The following is a 16,025-nucleotide window of genomic DNA, read 5'->3' on the forward strand; positions in this document are numbered from 1 at the left end:
TGGAGGCCCGCCAGGCCGCATGCGCCCCGGTTCGGCAGCACCCAGGCTGGACGGGCGACCCCCTACTGAGATCTGCGTTTCCTGGAGGTCACGGCCCGCTGCAGCAGCACGAACACGAGCAGGATGCCACCCGTGATGATGGTCGTCGCTTCCGGTGGGATGCTGCCGTCGCGAGTGATGAGGACGTTCATGAGCCCGAGCACGAGGGCGCCGACGACCGAGCCGAGCACGAACCCGCCGCCACCGGTCAGCAGCGTGCCGCCGATGATGACTGCGGCGATCGCGTCCAGCTCCCAGCCGACGCCCGTGATGTTCTGCGCGATGCCGAGCTTCGACGTGTAGAGCACGGCGGCGATGCCCGCGAGGGTGCCGCTGATGACGTAGATCGCGACCTTCGTTCGTGCGACCGGGAGGCCCATGAGGAGCGCGGACTGCTCCGAGCCTCCCATGGCGTAGACGGTCCTCCCGAAGCGGGTGCGGTGCAGGACGAAGAAGGCGACCGCGATGGTGGCGACCGCGATGATGACGGCCGGTGTGACGACGAGGTCGTTGATCTTCGGGCCATCGATGATCTTGATCTCGGCGGAGAGGCCGCGGATGGGCGAGTCGTCGGCGAGTCGCTGTGGTTCGGTGCTGAGCATCGAGGCGAGTCCTCTGGCGAGGAACATCATGGCGAGCGTCGCGATGAACGGTTGCACTCGGAAGTAGTGGATGAGGATTCCGGAGGCGAGGCCGAAGAGGGAGCCGATGCCGATCATCAGCACGATCACGAGGATCGCGGGCAGTCCAGCGCTCGAGAGCATGACTCCGATGAGGCTGCTGACGGCGATGACCGCGCCGACGGACAGGTCGATGCCGCCGGTCAGGATGACGAAGGTCAGCCCGATGGCGAGCACGATCAGGTAGGCGTTGTTGATGAGGAGGTTGGAGAGCGTGCTGAATTGCAGGATGCCGCCGTAGGCGAGCTCCCCGTACGCGAGCATGCCGACGAAGATGACGACGGCGGCGAGTGTCGGGAGGGAGTCGAGGTTCGGCTTGAACTTCGCGAGCCGGGTGACTTCGCTGGTCTGTTCGACGATGGTGGTCATGCGGCAACCGCCTCTGGTGCTGGTGCGGGACTCGCGGGCCCGGTGGGGGTCTGCGCTCGTCGTCGCTTGAAGAAGTCGCGGACACGCTGCGACTGCAGCAGGCAGACGAGGACGATGACGATGGCCTTGAACGCGGGCGTTGCCGAGGATGGGATCGAGAGGAAGACGACGGTCTTGTCGAGCGTCGCGATGAGGAGCGCGCCGATGACGCTGCCGGTGAGGGAGAACTTGCCGCCGGCCAGCGAGGTCCCGCCGATGACGACGGCGAGGATCGCATCCATTTCCGACGCGGATCCGGTCTTGGCGACCTCGACCGTCATGACGGTGGCCGTGCTGAGGATGCCCGCGACTCCCGCGAGGATGGCGCTCGAGATGTAGACGAAGAACAGGAGTCCGATGGGGCGGATGCCCGCCATGCGGGACGCCTTCGGGTTGATGCCGATGGACTCGATCATGAGGCCGAGCGCGGTGCGTCGCACGAGCAGCGCGACGAGGACGACGATGCCGACGGCGAGCAGGAAGATCACGGGGAATCCGGCGATGGTGCCGTTCGCGATCCAGCGGAACGAGTCGTTGGTGGCTGACGTGTTCTGACCGGCCGTGATGACCTTGGCGAGCCCGCGCCCCGCGAGCATCATGATGAGCGTCGTGATGAAGGGCTGCAGGCCGACCACCGAGACGAGCAGTCCGTTGACGGTGCCGAGGAGTGCGCTGATGAGCAGCGCCAGGGCGATGGCGGTGAGCGCCGAGCCGAACGAGTTCTGGGCGGATGCCATGAACTCCATCGAGACGGCGCCGGCCACGGCCATGACAGAGCCGACGGAGAGATCGATGCCGCGAGTGGCGATCACGAGGGTCATGCCGACGGCGATCATCATGACCGGGGCGCTGGCGCGGAGGATGTCGATGAGGTTGCCGTTGAGGTCGCCGGTGGCCTGATTGACGGAGACGCCGAGGTAGCCCGGGTCCTTGATCAGGTTGATGACGATGAGGAGGACGAGTGCGACGACAGCCCAGATGTAGGGCTGTCGGAATGCGCCTCGTGCCACCTGGATGGCGCCCGGCGCCCGCCGCGGCTCCTGGGGCGAGGGGCCTGCGGGCGACGTGGTGTGCGGGGCCGTGGACTGGCTCATGCGCGTGCTCCCTCGGCGTCGGCGGATGCGGGTGGTGTGGTCGGGGCGGCAGGCGTGTCTGCGACGACCGGGTCGACGCCCTCCACTCCGTCGGCGGCGATGGTCTGGACGATGAGGTCCGCGGTGACGTCCGGCCCGTTCGCGATCTCCGCGATCTTCCGGTGGTCCTTGAGGACGACGATCCGCTCGCTGAGCCTGACCACCTCGTCGATCTCCGACGAGATGAAGATGACCGACATGCCGTCTTCGGCGAGCTGCGCGATGGTCTCCTGAATCTCGGCTTTGGCTCCCACGTCGATGCCGCGGGTCGGTTCGTCCAGGATGAGCAGCTCGGGCTTCGTGGCGAGCCAGCGCCCGAGGAGCACCTTCTGCTGGTTGCCACCGGAGAGGTTGCGGATGGCGCGCTCCGGGTCAGCGGGGCGCACGTTGAGTTCGGTGAGGTACTTCGAGCAGAGCTCGTTCTGCTCGCGGCGGGAGAGGGGCCGTGCCCAGCCTCGCCGAGCTTGGACGGCGAGGATCAGGTTCTCGCGCACCGTGAGGTCGCCGACGATGCCTTCATCCCGCCGGTTCTCGGTGGAGAAGGCGATGTGCTTCCGCAGCGCTGCGGCTGGAGAGTGCACCTCGACGTCATTCCCGTTGAGCTGCGCTGATCCGGAGTCCGGCTTGTCGGCACCATAGATCAGGCGCCCGAGCTCGGTGCGTCCGGAGCCGAGGAGCCCCGCGAAGCCGACGACTTCACCGCGGTGCACTTCGATGTCGACGGGGTCGATCGATCCCTTCCTGCCGACGCCCTGCGCCCGGTAGAGGGGAATGTCTGCGGCATCTCGAGCGTCGACGCGTCGGTTCGCTCCGAGCGACTCGAGGGTGGAGAACTCCTTGCCGATCATCTTGGAGATGAGGTCGCCTCTGCTGAGCTCGGCGGTGGCGTACTCGCCCACGAACTGGCCGTTGCGGAGCACGGTGAGGCGGTCGCTGATCGCATAGACCTGGTCGAGGAAGTGGGAGACGAACAGAATCGCGACCCCCTGCTCGCGAAGCTGGCGGATGACGGCGAACAGGCCCTCGACCTCCTGTGCGTCGAGGCTGGACGTGGGTTCGTCGAGGATCAGCACCTTCGACTTGATGACCATGGCCCGGCTGATCGCGACGAGCTGCTGCATCGCGAGCGAGATGCTGGAGAGTGACCGCTTCGGGTCGAGGTGCTCGAGGCCGAGCGCGCCGAGTGCCTCTCGGGCCGCGGCGTTCGTCTTGCGCCAGTTGATCCCGAAGGGCCCTCGGATCTCGTGTCCGAGCATCACGTTCTCGCCGATGGAGAGGTTGTCACAGAGATTGACTTCCTGATAGACGGTGGAGATGCCCGCGGCCTGCGCGTCCGCCGTGCCCTTGAGCTGCCGCTCGTCACCGGCGATGCGGATGGCGCCGGCGTCGATCTTGTAGACGCCGGTGAGGGCCTTGATGAGCGTGGACTTGCCTGCGCCGTTCTCGCCCATGAGCGTGTGCACTTCGCCGGGGTAGAGCCGGAAGTTGACGTCTTGGAGTGCTTTGACTCCTGGGAACTCGATTGAGATGCCGCTCATCTCAACGATTGGCTGATTCGCTGCCATGATCGCCTAGCGTTCTGCCGGTGGCCGGCGTCGAGTGTCGGGGGTGGGGTTCATCGGTGCGCCGCCGAGAGAGCGGTGGCGCACCGATGAACGTGGTTCGAGTCAGTACTTGCGGTCTGGGAGCGCGGCCGTGGCTGCGTCCGGGGAGTCGAAGGTGACGCTCTCGACGACGATGTTCTTCTCGACGGTCTCTCCGGCGACTGCGGCCTTGACGACGTCGACGGCGACGTCTCCGAAGAGCGGGTTGTACTCGGCGACGAACGAAAGGCGGCCGGCGGCGAGCGCTTCCAGTGCAGCCTTGGTGCCGTCGATCGTGATGATCTTGACGTCGGTGCCCGGCTTGAGGCCGGCTTCCTCGACGGCGAGGGCGGCGCCGAGGCCCATCTCGTCGTTCTGGGCGAAGACGAGCTGCACGTCATTGCTGTTCGACTTGAGGATCGTCTCGAAGACGCTCTTGGCCTCTTCCGTCGACCAGTTGGCCGACTGGCTCTCGAGCTTCGTCAGGTTCGAGTCGATGCTCTCGTCCCAGCCCTTGTTGCGGTCGTTGACCACGGAGAGGCCGGGAGGGCCTTCGAGCACGACATAGTTGCCGCCGTCCGCGAACTGGCCGTTCGCCCATTCGGCGGCAGCCGAGCTGATTCCCACGTTGTCCGGGGCGATGTGGCTCGTGTAGAGCGCCTCGTCGTTCGGCTCGATTCCGCGGTCCAGGAGCACGACGGGGATTTCGGCTTCCTGGGCGCGTTCGAGGACGCTCTCCCAGCCTGTTGCTTCCGTTGCCGAGAGCAGGATGGCGTCGACGCCTTCGTCGATGAAGGAGGTGAAGGCGGTGATCTGGGAGTTCTGGTCTCCGTTGGTGGCGGGGGCGTATTTGAGCTCGAAGCCGTTCTCGGTCGAGAACGAGTCCTGGATGTTCTGCTCGTTCGCTGTGCGCCATCCGCCTTCCGGTCCGACGGCGACGAAGCCGACGGTGATGAGCTCGCCGTCGCTCCCGGCGGGGGCGTCACCCGATCCGCCGGAGCAGGCCGCCATGCTCAGGGTGAGTGCCCCTGCCATCGCGATTCCGGCGATGGTCCTGATGGTTGTCTTGTTCACGCTGGTCTCTCCTCGTTGAGAGCAGTTCACTCGTGCCGTGGCCGGTCGTGACGCTGCGCAGTTGAATGCTTCCTCGCATCTGTCGGGAATGTTATCGATCACATCCAGTGGACGCAACCGTCAATCTGAATTGTTATTCGGGCGGCACTGCGTCGCGCGTGCGGGCATAATTGCCGAATGACGAGCGGACCTGTGGATGCGACGAAACCGAAGCGGGCTGCCAGCGTGTTCGACGTGGCCCGGGCGGCGGGCGTCTCGCACCAGACCGTCTCGAGAGTGCTCAACGACCACTCGAGCGTGCGGCCCGCGACCAGGCAGAAAGTTCTGACCGCGATGGGCGAGCTCAACTACCGCCCCAACCTCGCCGCGAGGGCACTCTCCTCGAAGCGGAGCCGGACACTCGGCGTCCTCTCGACCGCCAGCGGCGAGTACGGCCCGTCCTCGAGCATCATCGCCATCACCGAGGCCGCACGAACGCGCGGATACACGACGATCGTCGAGCAGACGGACGGCCTCGATGTCGCGTCGATCGAGGAGGCGCTGGGAAACCTGGCGAGCCTCAACGTCGAGGGCATCGTCGCCGTCGCGCCGCAGACCCCCTTGCTCGAGGTGCTCGGCAACATGACCTCGGGCATCCCGTTCGTGACCCTGCAGACCTGGACGAACGATGGGGGCGTCGATCTGGCCGAGGATCAGCTCGAAGGCGCGCGGGTCGCGACCGCGCACCTGCTCGACCTGGGCCACGTCGACGTGGTGCACCTGGCCGGCCCCGGCGACTGGATCGATGCCACGTCCCGCCTCCGGGGCTTCCGCCTCGAGATGGAGTCTCGCGGACTGACGCCCCGGCACGTCGACGCTCGGGACTGGTCCCCGGAAGCCGGCTACGCCGCTGCCGCCACCATCTTCGAGTCGAACGCGACGGCCGTCTTCTGCGCAAACGACCAGACTGCCCTCGGAGTGCTCCACGCCGCGCATGACGCCGGAGTCTCCGTGCCGGAGCAGCTCAGCGTCGTGGGGTTCGACGACATCCCCGAGGCCGCGCACTTCTGGCCCCCGCTGACCACCGTGCGCCAGCACTTCGCCGCGACGGGAGCCCAGTGCGTTGCCCGACTCCTCGACGGAGCCCAGGGCGCCCCGGACGTGCTGCCGGAGCTCATCGTGCGCGCCTCGACCCGCCGACTGTAGCTCTGGAATCGGCGCACCCGCCCGCGCGGCTCGCCGACAGACTCGGGCTTGCGCATCCCGGCTCCTCCGTGGTGTGATCGATCACATTACGTCCGGTCGAGCCAAAGGAGACCGCCAGGATGAGCCATGCGACGAACTCGGAATCGCGCGCCAACGACGCAGCCCACGCAGGGCCAGGCGAGCGCGACACCTACGTCATCGGCGTCGACTACGGCACCCTCTCGGGCCGTGCCGTCGTCGTTCGTGTGCGGGACGGCGCCGAGCTCGGCGTCGGCGAGCTGCCCTACCCGCATGCCGTGGTCGATGAGCAGCTGCCGGCAACCGGCGAGAAGCTCCCGCCCGAGTGGGCGCTGCAGGTGCCGAGCGACTACGTCGACGTGCTCAAGGTCGCCGTGCCCGCCGCCATCGCCGACGCGGGCATCAACCCGGCGGATGTCATCGGCATCGGCACCGACTTTACGGCCTGCACGATGGTGCCGACGCTCGCCGACGGCACGCCCCTCAACGAGGTCGCTGGCTTCGAGACGCGCCCCCACGCCTACGTGAAGCTGTGGAAGCACCACGCCGCGCAGCCCCACGCCGACCGCATCAACGAGCTCGCCGCACTCCGCGGTGAGACGTGGCTCGCCCGGTACGGCGGGCTCATCTCGAGCGAGTGGGAGTTCGCGAAAGGCCTCCAGCTCCTCGAGGAGGACCCCGAGGTGTACGCCGCCATGGATCACTGGGTCGAGGCGGCCGACTGGATCGTCTGGCAGCTCACGGGCACCTACATCCGCAACGCCTGCACGGCCGGCTACAAGGGCATCCTGCAGGACGGCGAGTACCCGAGCCGCGAGTTCCTCGCCGCCCTCAACCCCGACTTCGCGGGCTTCGCGGACAACAAGCTCGCGCACGAGATCGGCCAGCTCGGCGACGCCGCCGGCACGCTCTCGGCGGAGGCCGCAGCCTGGACCGGCCTGCCAGAGGGCATCGCGGTCGCGGTTGGCAACGTCGACGCCCACGTCACCGCCCCCGCCGCCGCAGCGACCGAGCCCGGCCAGATGGTCGCCATCATGGGCACCTCCACCTGCCACGTCATGAGCTGCGACACCCTCGCCGAGGTGCCGGGGATGTGCGGGGTCGTGGACGGCGGCATCGTCGCGGGCCTCTACGGCTACGAGGCCGGCCAGTCCGGCGTGGGCGACATCTTCGCCTGGTACGTCGAGAACCAGGTGCCCGCCCGCTACGAGCGGGCAGCCACCGAACTCGGCGTCTCGGTGCACGAGCACCTCACGAATCTCGCGGCCACGCAGCCGGTTGGCGCGCACGGCCTCGTCGCGCTCGACTGGCACAGCGGCAACCGCTCGGTGCTCGTCGACCATGAGCTCTCCGGCCTGCTCGTCGGCGCGACGCTCGCGACGAAGGCGGAGGACGTCTACCGTGCGCTGCTCGAGTCGACCGCGTTCGGGACGCGCAAGATCGTCGAGACCTTCAACGCCTCCGGAGTACCCGTCACCGAGTTCATCGCGGCCGGCGGCCTGCTCAAGAACGCGTTCCTCATGCAGACCTACAGCGACATCCTCGGCATGCCGATCTCCACGATCGACAGCGCGCAGGGCCCGGCACTCGGCTCGGCCATCCACGCCGCGATCGCCGCGGGTGCGTACCCGGATGCGCGCGCAGCGGCGGCCGCCATGGGCCGGGTGACCCGCGCGCGGTACGTCCCGAACCCCGACGCCGTGGCCGCCTACGACGAGCTGTACGCCGAGTACGACCTGCTGCACGACCACTTCGGGCGGGGCGCGAACCAGGTCATGAAGCGCCTCAAGCGACGCCGCCGCGAGGCGCTCGCCGACGCATCCGCTGCCCCGGCATCCGCTCCCGCGTCGCCCGAAGCGGCGCCCGCATCCGCCCCCGCAATCCACGAGGAGGTCAGCGCGTGAGCATCCAGACCCAGACCATCACAGCCGAGGTGCAGGCGAGCATCGACACCATCCGCGCCGAGGTCGCCGCCCTGCACGACGAGCTCGTGCGCTACGGGCTCGTCGTCTGGACGGGCGGCAACATCTCCGGCCGGGTGCCGGGCACGGACCTGTTCGTCATCAAGCCGTCCGGCGTCAGCTACGACGACCTGGCCGCCGACAACATGATCCTCTGCACCCTCGACGGGCAGGTCGTCCCGGGCACGCCAGGCTCGGAGCGCTCTCCCTCGAGCGACACGGCGGCGCACGCGTACGTGTACCGCAACATGCCTGAGGTGGGCGGGGTCGTGCACACGCATTCTGACTACGCGGTCGCGTGGGCGGCACGCGGCGAGCCCATCCCCTGCGTCATCACGGCCATGGCGGATGAGTTCGGCGGGGAGATCCCGGTCGGCCCGTTCGCGATCATCGGCGACGACTCGATCGGGCGGGGCATCGTCGAGACGCTGCGCGGGCACCGCTCGCGGGCCGTGCTCATGAAGAACCACGGCCCGTTCACGATCGGCAAGGACGCCCGCGACGCCGTGAAGGCGGCCGTCATGGTGGAGGACGTCGCTCGCACCGTGCACATCTCCCGCCAGCTCGGCAGCCCGCACCCCATCCCCCAGCAGGCCGTCGACTCGCTGTTCGACCGCTACCAGAACGTCTACGGACAAGACCCGAAAGGAGCCCTCAGTTGAGCGCACTCACCACTTCCTTCGACACGGCTGAGATCTGGTTCTTCACCGGCAGCCAGGGCCTCTACGGCGAGGAGACGCTGCGTCAGGTCGCCGAGCAGTCGCAGGCCATCGTCGAGACTCTCAACGAGTCGTCGAACACGCCCGTGAAGATCGTCTGGAAGCCGGTGCTCACCGACTCCGACGCGATCCGCCGCGCGGCCCTCGAGGTCAACTCGAACGACAGCGTCATCGGCATCGTCGCGTGGATGCACACCTTCAGCCCCGCGAAGATGTGGATTCAGGGCCTCGACGCGCTCGCGAAGCCGCTCCTGCACCTCCACACGCAGGCCAACGTGGAGCTGCCGTGGGCCGACATCGACTTCGACTTCATGAACCTCAACCAGGCGGCGCACGGCGACCGCGAGTTCGGGTACATCCAGACGCGCCTCGGCATCCCCCGCAAGACGGTCGTCGGACACGCGTCGAGCGCCAGCGTGACGCGGCAGATCGACAGCTGGTCGCGCGCCGCGGCCGCCTGGCAGGCGGTGCGCACCATGAAGCTCGCCCGCTTCGGCGACAACATGCGCTTCGTCGCCGTCACCGAGGGCGACAAGACGGAGGCCGAGCTGCGCTTCGGCGTGCAGGTCAACACGTGGGGCGTCAACGAGCTCGCCGCCGCCGTCGCCACGGTTGATGACGCGGCGGTGGATGCACTCGTCGCCGAGTACGAGGAGCTGTACGACGTCGCCCCCGAGCTGCGTCCCGGCGCGGAGCGCCATCAGTCGCTGCGCGACGGCGCGGCCATCGAGCTTGGCCTGCGGTCGTTCCTCGAGGCTGGCGGTTTCAGCGCGTTCACGACGAGCTTCGAGGACCTCGGCGAGCTCAAGCAGCTCCCGGGCCTCGCCGTTCAGCGGCTCATGGCGGAGGGCTACGGCTTCGGTGCCGAGGGCGACTGGAAGACGGCCATCCTCGTGCGGGCCGCGAACGTCATGGGCGCCGGCCTGCCCGGTGGCGCGAGCCTCATGGAGGACTACACGTACGACCTCACGGAGGGCAGCGAGCTCATCCTGGGCGCGCACATGCTCGAGGTGAGCCCCTCGCTCTCGACGGCCAAGCCGACCCTCGAGGTGCATCCGCTTGGCATCGGCGGCAAGGACGACCCGGTGCGCCTCGTCTTCACGGCCGACCCCGGCCCCGCGGTGGTCGTGGCGCTCAGCGACATGCGCGACCGGTTCCGCCTCGTCGCGAACGTCGTCGAGGTCGTGGAACCCACCGCTCCCCTGCCGAAGCTGCCCGTCGGCCGCGCCGTGTGGAAGCCGGAGCCATCGTTCGAGGTGTCGGCCGCTGCCTGGCTGACGGCGGGCGCCGCGCACCACACGGTCATGTCGACGGCCGTTGGCATCGACGTGTTCGAGGACTTCGCGACCATCGCGAAGACCGAGCTGCTGCGCATCGACGCCGACACCACCCTGCGCGAGTTCAGCAAGGAAGTGCGCTGGAACCAGGCCTACTACCGCCTCGCGCAGGGGCTGTAGGTCTCGCGCCGCGGATCTCAGACGGGTTGCCGCCGCTGCGCCTCCTTGCGGCGGCGGCAACCACACGATGACCACGTGGTGGCGCCACTCTTCTTCGGAGAGGGCCAACGGCGCCACCCCGTGGCACCCCCTCCCCTCTCTCCCGCCGCCCCTCCGCGCCTCCTCCGCGCTCTCTCCCTCTCCCGCGCAGGACAGACCTGGGCCTCACGCATCCACTCCCCACCACGCGGATGCGCAACCCCCAGGTCTGCAGAGGGGCCGGGCTCAGACCTGGGGCATCTGCAGCCAACTTGCGCGGAGTGGATGCGCAAAGCCCAGGTCTGCAGAGGGCGGCACTGCGCCGGCTAGGCGCAGAGGAACAGCGGAACAGAGGAGAACGGCAGAGGAGAACGGGAGAAGAAGAGCAGAGAGACCTGCCCCTACTCCGCCCACACCCCTTCGCGGGGAATCACGAGCGGCGTGCCCGTCTCGGGGTCGTCGATGATGCGGCAGGGCAGCGAGAATACGTCCTCGACGAGCTCAGCTGTGAGCACCTCGCCCGGCTTGCCCTGCGCGACGATCTCGCCGTCGCGCATGACCACGAGGTGCGTCGCGAAGCGGGCCGCCTGGTTGAGGTCGTGCAGCACGGCGACGAGCGTGCGCCCCTCGCCGCGGAGCCGACGGAACAGCTCGAGCAGCTCGTACTGGTGGGAGATGTCGAGGAACGTCGTCGGCTCGTCGAGCAGCAGCACGGGCGCCTCCTGAGCGAGCGCCATGGCAACCCACACGCGCTGCCGCTGACCACCGGACAGCTCATCCACGAAGCGCGACGACAGCGCATCCACTCTCGTCGCGGCCATCGCCTCGGTCACGGCTCGCTCGTCGGCCGCCGACCAGCGGTCGAACATGCCCTGGTGCGGGAACCGGCCGCGCGCGACGAGGTCGGCGACGCGGATACCCTCCGGCGCGAGCGACGTCTGCGGCAGCAGCCCGAGGCGCTTGGCGACGTCCTTCGTCTTGAGGGTGAAGATGTCGGTGCCGTCGAGCAGCACGCTGCCATCGCTCGGCTTGAGCAAGCGCGCGAGGGCCTTCAGCAGCGTCGACTTGCCGCATGCGTTCGGGCCGATGATGACCGTGAACGAGTGCGCGGGCACCTCGAAGTCGAGGCCCTCGATGATGCGCTGCTCGTCATAGCCGACGTGCACTGACCGCGCCTGCAGGTCGGCGGTGCCGGCAGCACTGGAGACACCTGCAGCACTGGCAGCACCGACTGCGCTCGCAGCGGATGCGGCCGGCTTCGCCTGGGTGGTGTCCGGAACGGTGAGAGCTTTTATCGTCATCACTGACGTCCCTTCTTCGTGACCTGCTCGTGGACGAGCAGCCAGGCGAGGTAGATGCCGCCGACGCACACGGTGAGCACGCCGACGGGGAGGTCGACCATCTGCGCGACAAGGTCGGCTGCCACCAGGAGGAGCGCGCCGACCAGCGCGGATGGGAGCAGCTGCAGGCTCGCCCCGTTGGTGAGCCGCCGCGCGATCTGCGGGGCGGCGAGCGAGATGAAGGCGATCGGGCCCGCCGCCGCAGTAACCAGCGCGGTGAGGGCGACGCCGACGAGCGTCGAGAACGCGCGGGTTCGGTTCGCGTGCACGCCGAGCGACAGCGCCGCGTCGTCACCCACCTCGAGGGCCGCGAGCGGGCGGCCGAGAAACCCGCACCCGACGATGAGGGCGGCGAAGATGAGCGTGGCCGGCAGCAGCTGCGCGTAACCGAGGGCGCTGAGCGAGCCCGAGCCCCAGACGGCGGCGAGCATCGCCTCCTCCTGGCTGACCCTCATCATCATGAGCGAGTTCACGGAGGCGAGCATGGCGCTCGCCCCGATGCCCACGATGATGAGGCGGAACGGCCGCAGTCCCTTCCTATACGCGAGCAGGTAGACGGCCAACGCGACGGCGGCCCCGCCCAGCAGAGCGCCCGCCCCGATCGCATAGTAGGAGGTCGAGCCGATCCACAGCATCACGATGATGGCGCCCGTGTAGGAGCCAGTCGAGAAGCCGATGATGTCGGGCGAGCCGAGCGGGTTGCGGGTGATCGACTGGAAGATAGCGCCGCTCGCGCCGAGCGCGAGTCCCGCGAGCACGGCGAACAGGAACCGTGGGAGGCGCCACTCGAACACGACGAGCCGGTGCGCGCGCGATGCATCCGCGTCGAAGAGCGCCGCCAGCACCTCGCCGGGCGAGAGGGCCAGCGTGCCGTAGCCGAGCGAGACGACGCCGAGGGCCAGGATCGCGACGACGATCGCGCCGCACACGATGACGGCGCGGCGGCGGTGCAGGTTCGAGAACCGGCCGAAGCGCACCGCGTAGGTGCGGTCGCCGAAGTCGATGCCACCAGTGGCTGGGCCACTCGTCGGTCGGCGGGCCCCGCCGACCGCCGCGCTTGTGGGGTTCGGCGCGGATGCGGTTCCTGGCCTCTCCTCGCGCGTCGCGGTCACAGCCCGCTCACCGTCTTGCGGCGCACGAGCCCGATGAGCACGGGCGCGCCGATGATGGCCGTCACGAGCCCGACCCGCAGTTCGCCGGAGGGCAGCACGATGCGACCGAGAATGTCGGCGGTCAGCAGGAGGATCGGGGATATGACGATCGACATGACGAGGATCCAGCGCTGGTCGGGGCCGACGAACCAGCGCACGACGTGCGGCACCATGAGGCCGACGAAGCCGATGGGGCCCGCGATGGCGACGGCCGTGCCCGCGAGCAGCGTCACGGCGAGGACCACGAGCACTCTGGTCGAGCGGATGCGCACCCCGAGCGAGGCGGCGAGCTCGTCGCCGAGAGACAGGGCGTTGAGGGAGCGCGCGGAGAAGAGCGCGAGCACCACGCCGATGAGGATGAGGGGCAGGCAAGTGAGGAGCACGTCCATGGACCGGCCGCCGATCGACCCGACGCCCCAGAAGCGGGTGACGTTGAGGGCGTCGATGTTCTTCAGCACGATCGCCGAGGTGAACCCGCCCAGCACGGCGCTGATCGCGACCCCCGCCAGGGTGAGGGTCAAGGGTGTCGCCTTGCCGCCGCCGACGGATCCCATGGCGTAGACGAGCATGGTCGCGAGGAACGCGCCGATGAGGGCGAACCACACGTACTGGCCGGGTGCCGTGAAGCCGAAGATGCCGACCGCGAGCGTCACGACGAAGCTCGCCCCGGCGTTGACGCCGAGGATGCCGGGGTCGGCGAGCGGGTTGCGGGTGAACGCCTGGATGAGGGCGCCGCACAGGCCGAGCGCGGGACCAACGACGAGCCCCACGACGGTGCGGGGGATGCGCAGGTCGAGCACCATGATGTGCTCCTCCGTCGCCCGCGAACCGAGGATGCTCTCCCCGACGACCTCGGGCGAGATGGCGCGGGCGCCCACGAAAATGCTCAGCGCGACCGTTCCGGCCAGCACCACGAGGGCGATGACCAGGGCCAGGGTGCGCTTCGCGTTACTGCTCGCCAGGCCGCTGCCGCGAGCATCCAGGCCGCTACCGCGGGAATCCGGGCGGCTGCCGCGGGCGCCCGAGCTTGGACGAGGCCCTGCTGCCCGCGGCCCTGCAGTGCTGACTGCGACCACGATGCGGCTAGAGCCCAACCGAGGCGTAGATGCGGAAGACCTCGTCGATGCGGGCCTCCTCGTCCATCTCGGGCTTGCCGTCCTCGGTCTCACCGTAGAGGTCCATGATCTGCTGCTTGATCGACTCGTCGAGCGCCTCCCACTTCGCCGTCCAGGCTTCGACCTCGTAGGTCCAGTAGCCGACGACCTTGTACGAGGAGCCGGGCAGGCCAAGCGTGTGGCGGAGGTGGCTGCGCACCTCGCGGGTCACGCGCGTCTCACCCGCGACCCACACGTAGACGCTGCCGTCGTTCGGGATGTCGAGGCGCTTGACGGTCTCGACGAGGCGGCTCGGGCGGTGGCCGTTGCCGGAGCCGCGCACCCAGTTCGCCGCCTTGAGGTCGACCGACGGGAACAGCTCGTAGCCCGCATCCCGGATCTCGCAGACGATCTCCGTCTCGACGTCCGGCGTCAGCTCCGCCACCCGCAAGGCGGCGGGGAGGGCGGGCTCGTCGCAGATCAGCACCTGCTTCGTGACGCCCTCTGGAAGCGCGTAGAGGTCGCGCGGCGGGTTGATGCCGAGCACGTGGCCCGGCTTCGCACCGAGCACCCACGTGCTCGCGATGCCACCCTCGTGGATCACGAAGTCAATGTCGATCTCGCCCGGCCGGTGGTCGCGGATCGTGTACGTGCGCATCTGCGATGGCTCGACGCCCTCTTCGTAGTCCCAGCCGCGGCCGGAGACGAACGGCAGGTGAGGTTCGAGGTGCGCCTCGTCCGGGAAGAAGAGGCGCACGTACTCGTCGCCGATCCCCGTCGTGGGGTAGTCGTGCAGGTCGTCGCCGCCGAGCGTGACCCGAATCATGCCGGGTCCGAGCTGCCTGACACCCGTGACGACAGCACGGTGGATGCGCTCGACGTAGTCGCTCGCCTCGGTTTCGGACGCGGTGCGATAGGTCATTCTGCGCCGCCTACTCCGTTGCCGTCGATCGCCGAGTTGAGCATGGGGACGAACTCGTCGAGGGCCCATGGGATGGAGAGGGGCGTCGGCGCGTTGGTGGCCATGGCAAGCGGCTCGCTCTCAAGGAACAGGTAGTGGCCCGTGGCGATGGGCTCCCACAGCTTGAACGTGGGGTGGTTCAGCGTGTACTCGAGCTCTTCCGGGCTGTTGGACCAGGCGACGAAGAGGTCGGCGGGGATGGTGTCGAGCTCTTCGAGGCTGACGGCGCCGTACCAGTTGTCGCCCTCGACGGTGCCGAGGACGGTGTCCATGGCTGGCGTGTTCTGCAGGCCGAGGTCGGTGAGGAACTGCACGCGCAGGTCGGTCGGAATGTAGATACCGGCTTCCGTCCCACCGTCGCTGAGGGTGAGGCCGTACGCGAAGGTCGTGTCCGCGAACTTGGGGTTCTCCTCCTTCACGGTGTCGAGCTGACCCTGGGTCTGCGCAATGATCTCGTCGGCCTTCGCGGGCTGCCCGAGGCTGTCGCCGACGATCTCGACAAGCGACTGCCACGACTCGGAAGCCCACGGCTTCTCGGGGTACGCGACGGTGGGGGCGATCTCGGTGAGGCGGTTGTACTCGACCTCGGTGAGGCCGGAGTGCGGGGCGAGGATGACATCGGGTTCGAGCGCGAGCACCTGCTCGAAGTCGAGGTCCCCGGCGTCGCTGTAGTTGAGGATCTCGGGCATCGTGCCGCCGAGCTCTTCGACCTCGGCGCGGAACCACGGCGAGTAGCCCTCTTCATCGCCACCCCAGGTCTCGGGGATCCCGACGGGGACAGCGCCGAAGGCGGCGACGACATCCTGCGTCGCCCAGCCGACGGTCACGACGCGCTCGGGGGCCTCCGTGATCGTCGTCTCGCCGAAGGCGTGGGTCATCGTCACCGGCAGGGCGCCCTCCTCCGCTGGCGTCGCCATCACTCCGTCGGCTGCCGCAGCGTCGCCGGATGCGCATCCCGCGAGCGCGAGCACCCCGACGGTGGCGGCGGCGAGAGCCCCGGTCCAGCGACGGTGCACGGAACGGTGCGTCGAGGGTCGGGTCGGGGCGGACGAGCGGCGGGTGACAGTCGAGGTCAAGGTGGCTCCATTCGACAGAGTGCAGACGCGAGAAGTAAGGGTTACCTCAGAACACCGAGCCTACGGACGTGGCGTATCGTTCCGCGGTCACTCGGCGTCGCGTTCCTGCCACCGCATCTGGCGGCGGG

At 68.6% G+C, this 16,025-nt stretch carries 13 protein-coding genes; 4 read left to right on the top strand and 9 right to left on the bottom strand.

Going from position 1 to position 16,025, the window contains the following annotated elements; genetic code table 11:
* Positions 1-62: 62 nt before the first annotated feature.
* The 4 genes from ABVF28_RS13235 to ABVF28_RS13250 form a co-directional block, all read right to left on the bottom strand.
* A complete protein-coding gene (locus tag ABVF28_RS13235; protein WP_371030819.1) occupies positions 63-1,088 on the bottom strand; it encodes an ABC transporter permease in 1,026 nt (341 codons plus the stop codon).
* A complete protein-coding gene (locus ABVF28_RS13240) occupies positions 1,085-2,221 on the bottom strand; it encodes an ABC transporter permease (RefSeq protein WP_371030820.1) in 1,137 nt (378 codons plus the stop codon). The genes ABVF28_RS13235 and ABVF28_RS13240 overlap by 4 nt, the downstream gene beginning before the upstream one ends.
* Positions 2,218-3,798, bottom strand: coding sequence for a sugar ABC transporter ATP-binding protein (locus ABVF28_RS13245; protein ID WP_371030821.1), 1,581 nt, complete (start codon positions 3,796-3,798; stop codon positions 2,218-2,220). Before ABVF28_RS13245 ends, ABVF28_RS13240 begins: the two co-directional genes overlap by 4 nt.
* A 129-nt stretch (positions 3,799-3,927) precedes the next feature.
* Positions 3,928-4,917, bottom strand: a complete 990-nt coding sequence (locus ABVF28_RS13250; RefSeq protein ID WP_307852801.1) for an ABC transporter substrate-binding protein — start codon at positions 4,915-4,917, stop codon at positions 3,928-3,930.
* Positions 4,918-5,094: 177 nt separating this feature from the next.
* Here ABVF28_RS13250 and ABVF28_RS13255 point away from each other — a divergent pair, with 177 nt between their 5' ends.
* The 4 genes from ABVF28_RS13255 (at position 5,095) to araA (ending at position 10,257) form a co-directional block, all read left to right on the top strand.
* Positions 5,095-6,102 carry a LacI family DNA-binding transcriptional regulator gene (locus ABVF28_RS13255; protein WP_371030822.1) on the top strand — a complete coding sequence of 336 codons (1,008 nt, stop codon included), beginning with the start codon at positions 5,095-5,097 and terminating at the stop codon, positions 6,100-6,102.
* Positions 6,103-6,221: 119 nt separating this feature from the next.
* Positions 6,222-8,024 (top strand): ribulokinase, encoded by a 1,803-nt coding sequence (araB, locus tag ABVF28_RS13260; RefSeq protein ID WP_371030823.1) that lies wholly within the window; start codon positions 6,222-6,224, stop codon positions 8,022-8,024.
* Positions 8,021-8,743: an L-ribulose-5-phosphate 4-epimerase gene (locus tag ABVF28_RS13265; RefSeq protein ID WP_371030824.1), complete on the top strand. Its 723-nt coding sequence runs from the start codon at positions 8,021-8,023 to the stop codon at positions 8,741-8,743. The genes araB and ABVF28_RS13265 overlap by 4 nt, the downstream gene beginning before the upstream one ends.
* Complete coding sequence (gene araA, locus ABVF28_RS13270; protein WP_371030825.1) at positions 8,740-10,257, top strand: L-arabinose isomerase; 1,518 nt, start codon at positions 8,740-8,742, stop codon at positions 10,255-10,257. Before ABVF28_RS13265 ends, araA begins: the two co-directional genes overlap by 4 nt.
* Positions 10,258-10,676: 419 nt before the next feature.
* On the opposite strand, the gene ABVF28_RS13275 is transcribed toward araA, so the two are convergent.
* The 5 genes from ABVF28_RS13275 to ABVF28_RS13295 are packed head-to-tail and all read right to left on the bottom strand — an operon-like array spanning position 10,677 to position 15,897.
* Positions 10,677-11,576, bottom strand: coding sequence for an ABC transporter ATP-binding protein (locus tag ABVF28_RS13275; protein ID WP_371030826.1), 900 nt, complete (start codon positions 11,574-11,576; stop codon positions 10,677-10,679).
* On the bottom strand, positions 11,576-12,727 hold the full coding sequence (locus ABVF28_RS13280) for a FecCD family ABC transporter permease (protein ID WP_371030827.1): 1,152 nt from the start codon (positions 12,725-12,727) through the stop codon (positions 11,576-11,578). Before ABVF28_RS13280 ends, ABVF28_RS13275 begins: the two co-directional genes overlap by 1 nt.
* Positions 12,724-13,842 (bottom strand): iron chelate uptake ABC transporter family permease subunit, encoded by a 1,119-nt coding sequence (locus ABVF28_RS13285; protein WP_371030828.1) that lies wholly within the window; start codon positions 13,840-13,842, stop codon positions 12,724-12,726. Before ABVF28_RS13285 ends, ABVF28_RS13280 begins: the two co-directional genes overlap by 4 nt.
* A gap of 7 nt (positions 13,843-13,849) precedes the next feature.
* Positions 13,850-14,782 carry a siderophore-interacting protein gene (locus ABVF28_RS13290; RefSeq protein ID WP_371030829.1) on the bottom strand — a complete coding sequence of 311 codons (933 nt, stop codon included), beginning with the start codon at positions 14,780-14,782 and terminating at the stop codon, positions 13,850-13,852.
* Entirely contained in the window at positions 14,779-15,897 is a 1,119-nt protein-coding gene (locus ABVF28_RS13295; RefSeq protein ID WP_371030830.1) for an ABC transporter substrate-binding protein, read from the bottom strand. Before ABVF28_RS13295 ends, ABVF28_RS13290 begins: the two co-directional genes overlap by 4 nt.
* Positions 15,898-16,025: the final 128 nt, after the last annotated feature.

Origin of the sequence: Pseudoclavibacter sp. JSM 162008, assembly GCF_041366455.1 — a bacterium.
GTDB lineage: Bacteria > Actinomycetota > Actinomycetes > Actinomycetales > Microbacteriaceae > Pseudoclavibacter.